The sequence below is a fragment of the Aeromonas sp. HMWF017 genome (assembly GCF_003061465.1).
In the GTDB taxonomy this organism is placed as follows: Bacteria; Pseudomonadota; Gammaproteobacteria; order Enterobacterales; family Aeromonadaceae; genus Aeromonas; species Aeromonas veronii.
Window position 1 is genome coordinate 30,792 of record NZ_QAJD01000182.1, and the last position, 4,664, is coordinate 35,455.

Here is a 4,664-nt window from a genome sequence, read left to right on the forward strand (position 1 = left end):
GCCATCCAGCCCGTCGGCGCAGGCCAGAGTCATAGCCATTGTCATGGTGGTTGCAACAGTGGCTCCGATCACTGTTGCGCCAGTAGTGGCCATCAGGCAGAGAACTCACGACAAGGCCATACTTGTTGCCACGGCAGTGAAGGCGCCAACCAGCAGAGTGGTTGCTGCCATCATCACTGATGCCATCGCTGTGCATGTCATCACCATCAAGGAGAAGAGATCATGTCCATCTGGTTGTTGAGCCTGCTCGCCTCGTTCGTGCTGATCCTGGCCATGGGCACCATCATCTGGTGGCGCCAATACAAGCTTGCCCAGAAGCAGGAAGATAAAGAGGTGCGCCCCTGTGGCTGCTCCAGCGCTTGCGCGGATCACCTCTATCAAATCAGCGAGCCGACGCCCAAACAGTAACCTGAGCGCAAACGCCATAGCCGCAGATAGAAGGTCGGCAAACTAAAGGCGCATTTAATAGAAAGACGTATAAAAGAGAGGGGGCACCTGCTGGTGCCCCCTCTCTATTTACTCCTCGTCATGCTTGAACCGCCTCTTTCCCCCTTATGCTCATCACACGCGCTCAACCCGGCTCTGCACCGCTGGCCGCCACGCTCGCAGTGCAGGCCGGATCCTGATACTGCTGATAGATGGCATAAAACTCGGCCTTGTTGTGCAGGGCTGCGGCGACACAGGCGGGATCAAACTGGCTGCCGGCATGCTCCTCCAGATAGGCAAACGCCGTCTCGAACGGCCAGGCCTTCTTGTAGGGGCGCTCGCTGGTCAGGGCATCAAACACATCGGCCACCGTCACGATGCGTGCCGCCAGCGGGATCTCCTCCCCCGCCAGCCCCAGCGGATAGCCGGTGCCGTCAAAGCGCTCGTGATGGCTGGCGATGATATTGGTCAGCATGTCGGTGTGGTGAATGCCATCGAGACCAAACTCGTTGATCATCAGACTGATCATCTCCCGCCCCTTGCCGGGGTGGATCTTCATGATCTCGAACTCTTCCGGGGTCAGCTTGCCCGGCTTGAGCAAAATGGCATCCGGCACCGCGATCTTGCCGATGTCGTGCAGCTCGGAGAAGAGGTAGATAAACTCCACCTCCTCATCGCTCAGCCCGCAAGTCGGGGCCAGCGTCTTGGCAATCAGCCGGGAGTAGGCCGACATCCGGTGCAGATGGTTGGCGGTCTCCTCATCCCGATAGCGACTGAACTCCCGCGCCGTGGTCAGCGCCCCGCCAAGGGTCTGGATGGAGAAAAACTCCACCGCAATGATGGCCGACAGCGCCTGTGCATAGGCCGACAGCTCGCTGCGGATCGGCTCCTCGAAATATCCCGGCTCCATGGCATCGCAAAACAGAAAACCAAACAGCTTGCTGTTGAACAGCAGCGGCTCGGTATAGCTGGAGGCATAACCCGCCTCCAGTACCTTGCGGCTGTGCTCCGATGCAGAGCCACGCAGGGCGTCGAGATTGCCGAGCACCCGGGGCTGCTTGTGCTCCGCCAGATAACTCAGGGAGGGGACATCGCTCAGCTTCACCTCATACTGCACCAGTGGCGAGGGCCCCTCGGTGCTGTGGGCAAAGGTCTTGAGCTGATCGGTATGGGGATCGTAAATCGCGATGGCCACCCGACTCAGCTTGTCAAAGCGCTGCCTGAGCGTGGCATGTACGCTCTGCATTTTTTCGCCAAATGAACTTTCCATCGCCTTCTCCAACGGGTTCCCGTACCGGGAGTATAGTGACTCCCGGTGCTCTCCTCTCTGTCACCAAATCAATATTGAGAGGAAAATCAACAAAGCAGCTTCCCCACAACAAGCCTGCATGGCAGAGGCAATAGCCCTACAAAGGGCACGTCATCAGCGACTGCTGGTGCAGCCCAATCTTGCCTGGTCGGAGATATTGTTCGGTTCTGCCATGCTGGCTGTATAGTTTTTGGTTAACCATTCCGGTAAAATCCGCGCCCTTAAAGAAGAGCCACCTAAGAGTGATTGAGCGATGTCCAACACAAAACAGGCCCCCAAAGTAGGATTCGTCTCCTTGGGTTGCCCCAAAAACCTGGTCGATTCAGAACGCATCCTGACCCAGCTGCGTACCGAAGGGTACGATGTGGTGCCCAGCTATGACGATGCCGAGCTGGTCGTCGTCAACACCTGCGGCTTTATCGACAGCGCGGTGCAAGAGTCGCTGGAAGCGATCGGCGAAGCGCTGGCCGAGAACGGCAAGGTGATCGTCACCGGTTGCCTCGGCGCCAAAGAGAATCAGATCCGCGAGATCCACCCCAAGGTGCTCGAGATCACCGGCCCCCACGCCTATGAAGAGGTACTGGGTCACGTCCACAAATATGTGGAGAAGCCGCAGCACAACCCCTTCACCAGTCTGGTTCCGGCCCACGGCGTCAAGCTGACCCCGCGCCACTACGCCTATCTGAAGATTTCCGAGGGCTGCAACCACCGCTGCACCTTCTGCATCATCCCCTCCATGCGCGGGGATCTGGTGAGCCGCCCCATCGGCGACGTGCTGGCCGAAGCCAAGCGCCTGAAAGAGGCGGGCGTGAAGGAGCTGCTGGTGATCTCCCAGGACACCTCCGCCTACGGCGTCGATGTGAAGCACCGCACCGGTTTCTACGACGGCATGCCGGTCAAGACCAGCATGGTCGCCCTGTGCGAAGAGCTGGCCAAGCTCGATATCTGGGTACGCCTGCACTACGTCTACCCCTACCCGCACGTAGATGACGTCATCCCGCTGATGCGTGATGGCAAGGTACTGCCCTACCTCGACATCCCGCTGCAGCACGCCAGCCCGCGCATCCTGAAACTGATGAAGCGTCCGGGTACGGTCGAGCGCACCCTGGAGCGGATCCAGAAGTGGCGCGAGATCTGCCCGCAGATCACCCTGCGCTCCACCTTTATCGTCGGCTTCCCGGGCGAGACCGAGGAAGATTTCCAGATGCTGCTGGACTTTATCGACAAGGCGGAGCTGGATCGGGTCGGCTGCTTCAAATACAGCCCGGTCGAAGGGGCGCTGGCCAACGAGCTACCGGCTCCGGTACCGGAAGAGGTGCAGGAAGAGCGCTTCCAGCGCTTTATGGAGCTGCAACAGCAGGTTTCCATCCGCAAGCTGGCCCGCAAAGTGGGTCAGGAGATGACCGTAATCATCGACGAAGTGGACGAAGAGGGTGCCACTGGCCGCTCTTTTGCCGATGCGCCGGAGATCGATGGTCTGGTCTACCTCAACGGCGAAACCGGCCTCAAGCCGGGGGACATGGTCAAGGTGCGTATCGACGAATCCGACGAATATGACCTGTGGGCCAGCCTGATCAGCTAATTGAGGCCTTACCAGCCAAATGAAAAAAGCGCCTGCGGGCGCTTTTTTATTGCTTGAATGTCGCAGGCAAAACCGCTGGCCTAGCTCAAATCATGGAGCGCCTTGCCAAGAGGCGGCGTGAGGCGCAAGTCAGAGAAGCGCACCGTCAGCCCCTGCCGCTCCGGCGTGCAACACATCACCCCGATAAAACAGCGCTCGCTTGGCGGGAACGGGGCGAGGCGCAGCAGCGGCCACACCTTGCCATCGGTGGAGTATTGCAAACGCAGGCAATCGGCCAGCCGGGTCAGCCGCAGCCAGAAGCAGCGCGGATTACCGGGGAAAATACCGGTGGCCCAGTCAGAACGCGGATTGGTCAGCACGCTACCGATCATCGGCTGGGCATCGTTGTACTCGATCCCCGCTTTCAGCCAGTGCGCCTCGTCTTGCAGCAGCATCAGCCCCGCCTGATCGTAGAGGGTGGTGAACTCCCCCTCGACGCAGACCTGAAAGGTAAACTCCCCCGCCACCTCGCAGCCATAAAGATGCCCGCTGTGGCGCTCGAAGCCATACCAGGTGCTGCGCCAAAAATCGGTCTGCTGGTCCGTCACCACCTGCAAACCGTCGTCTGTCTGGTGCCACTCGGCCGGTTCATTGAGCCAGCGCCATTCTATCCCTTCCATCATCCTGCTTTGCTCCCTTATCGCGCGTAATCCCGCACAAATGGAGCTCGCCAACGCCTCGTCCGGTCACGACTGGTCATGGCTGCGCCTCTGCGGAATCCATAAAAGGAGTCAATAGTGTCGCTATTGCCGCCCCGATACAAGGCTTGTGCGTTGCGCCATCAGTGCGCCCCAAAAAGCGCGGGGGGCCTGATGGCCCCCCGCAAACACACCGGATGAGAAAATGCCTTACTTGGCGGCGCTATCCTTCACGCACTTCTGGACAAAGCTGTTCTTGGCCGCGCCAGCCAGCTTCTTGTCGGCCGCCGCCTTCTCGCACTTGGCCGCCGGATCCATCGCCGCGCCCGTCTTCACGCATTTCTGGATAAAGCTGTTCTTGGCCGCACCGGCCAGCTTCTTGTCAGCCGCTGCCTTCTCGCACTCGCCGGTCGCGGCGCCAGCGGCATCTTTCACGCACTTGCCGACAAAACTGGTCTTGGCGGCGCCGTTAAGCTTTTTGGCTGCGGCCTGCGCCTCGCACTGCAACTGGGCTGCGTCGTTGGCAAAGACCGGATTGGCCAGCAGCACGCTGCCGCAGAGCAGGCCGAACAGGATGGTACGCTTCATGGGTAATATCCTCTCTATCTGGTGATGTGTTTGCATGGTCATATTTGCATGACGATGTGTTGCAAATGGCTGTGATTGCAAC

5 protein-coding genes and 1 pseudogene are annotated in these 4,664 nt (G+C 59.5%); 3 read left to right on the forward strand and 3 right to left on the reverse strand.

All coding sequences use genetic code 11. The annotated features are described in order from the left end of the window. Both DBR30_RS22720 and DBR30_RS20615 read left to right on the forward strand, forming a co-directional pair. Positions 1–180: pseudogene (locus DBR30_RS22720) on the forward strand (NifB/NifX family molybdenum-iron cluster-binding protein); the annotation flags it as partial. Between the two features lie 42 nt (positions 181–222). After that, positions 223–408, forward strand: a complete 186-nt coding sequence (locus tag DBR30_RS20615) for a hypothetical protein (protein WP_108542239.1) — start codon at positions 223–225, stop codon at positions 406–408. Positions 409–571: 163 nt separating this feature from the next. Here DBR30_RS20615 and DBR30_RS20620 read toward each other — a convergent pair whose 3' ends face one another. Next, on the reverse strand, positions 572–1,696 hold the full coding sequence (locus DBR30_RS20620; RefSeq protein WP_108542240.1) for an HD-GYP domain-containing protein: 1,125 nt from the start codon (positions 1,694–1,696) through the stop codon (positions 572–574). A 292-nt stretch (positions 1,697–1,988) separates the two neighbouring features. Between DBR30_RS20620 and rimO the strand changes: the two genes are divergently transcribed. Beyond that, complete coding sequence (gene rimO / locus DBR30_RS20625; protein ID WP_108542241.1) at positions 1,989–3,317, forward strand: 30S ribosomal protein S12 methylthiotransferase RimO; 1,329 nt, start codon at positions 1,989–1,991, stop codon at positions 3,315–3,317. An 80-nt stretch (positions 3,318–3,397) separates the two neighbouring features. Here the strand turns inward: rimO and DBR30_RS20630 are convergent, their stop codons facing one another. Both DBR30_RS20630 and DBR30_RS20635 read right to left on the reverse strand, forming a co-directional pair. Further along, the gene (locus DBR30_RS20630; protein WP_108542242.1) at positions 3,398–3,979 is read right to left on the reverse strand and encodes a DUF1349 domain-containing protein; all 582 of its coding nucleotides are present in this window, start codon (positions 3,977–3,979) and stop codon (positions 3,398–3,400) included. A gap of 225 nt (positions 3,980–4,204) precedes the next feature. Further along, positions 4,205–4,582 carry a hypothetical protein gene (locus tag DBR30_RS20635; RefSeq protein WP_181363641.1) on the reverse strand — a complete coding sequence of 126 codons (378 nt, stop codon included), beginning with the start codon at positions 4,580–4,582 and terminating at the stop codon, positions 4,205–4,207. Positions 4,583–4,664 lie beyond the last annotated feature (82 nt).

Excerpts from the sequence above, each read along its gene's own strand:
- DBR30_RS20630 (WP_108542242.1), bottom strand. The coding sequence starts at position 3,979 with ATGATGGAAGGGATAGAATGGCGCTGGCTCAATGAACCGGCCGAGTGG.
- DBR30_RS20615 (WP_108542239.1), top strand. The coding sequence starts at position 223 with ATGTCCATCTGGTTGTTGAGCCTGCTCGCCTCGTTCGTGCTGATCCTG.
- DBR30_RS20620 (WP_108542240.1), bottom strand. The coding sequence starts at position 1,696 with ATGGAAAGTTCATTTGGCGAAAAAATGCAGAGCGTACATGCCACGCTC.
- DBR30_RS20635 (WP_181363641.1), bottom strand. The coding sequence starts at position 4,582 with ATGAAGCGTACCATCCTGTTCGGCCTGCTCTGCGGCAGCGTGCTGCTG.
- rimO (WP_108542241.1), top strand. The coding sequence starts at position 1,989 with ATGTCCAACACAAAACAGGCCCCCAAAGTAGGATTCGTCTCCTTGGGT.